The organism is Megasphaera sp. AF13-6AC, from assembly GCF_027685385.1.
GTDB lineage: Bacteria > Bacillota > Negativicutes > Veillonellales > Megasphaeraceae > Megasphaera > Megasphaera micronuciformis.
Genome location: NZ_JAQCUN010000234.1, coordinates 1 through 599 on the forward strand (window position 1 = coordinate 1; position 599 = coordinate 599).

1 protein-coding gene is annotated in these 599 nt (G+C 48.2%); it reads right to left on the reverse strand.

All coding sequences use genetic code 11. The annotated features are described in order from the left end of the window. Window positions 1–599: BamA/TamA family outer membrane protein (locus tag PGX78_RS08445; protein WP_270446505.1), on the reverse strand; the 599-nt coding region annotated here is incomplete at both ends.

A 599-nucleotide genomic window follows, 5' to 3' on the forward strand; every position in this document is an offset into this window, starting at 1 on the left:
ACCGTGCATGGGATCGTAAATATTGTCACGGTTATCGAAAACATGGGACCACGTTACGCTGTTCGTCGTACCGAAGTTGTTGTCAATATAGTCACGGAATACGGGCAAGGAAGCAGGATTATGTCTCCAGGAATCGTAGTTGTTGGGACCGCCTTCATGGCTTAAATACTTGGTCTTCTTCGTTTCCAATGTTACATAGTCGCTCACATATTCGCTGCGAACGCGGCCGTATGTCACATTGCCGCCCGTCGTTTTCTTACGATATTCCGATACGGTGTTGCCCTTACCGTCATAATCGTCATATTCCGCTTCTCTGTCATAAATACTCATGCCGATAGAATCGCCGTGGCTATTGAGCCAAGGATGAGTGTACGAGAAGGTATAGTTTTTATTGGAATGAGTTTTACCGCCGAATTCCCAGTTCAGAGCCACCTTGTCGCCCGTACCGCGGAGGTTTGTTTCGCTTAAGCCCAAAATCCCTACCAAGCCGTCGGACTGAGAATAGCCGGCACCGACCGTAACGGAACCGGTCTTTTGTTCGGCCACGTCAATTTCCATAATAACGTCGTTAGCATTCTTTTCACCCTGGAAGAGACGGA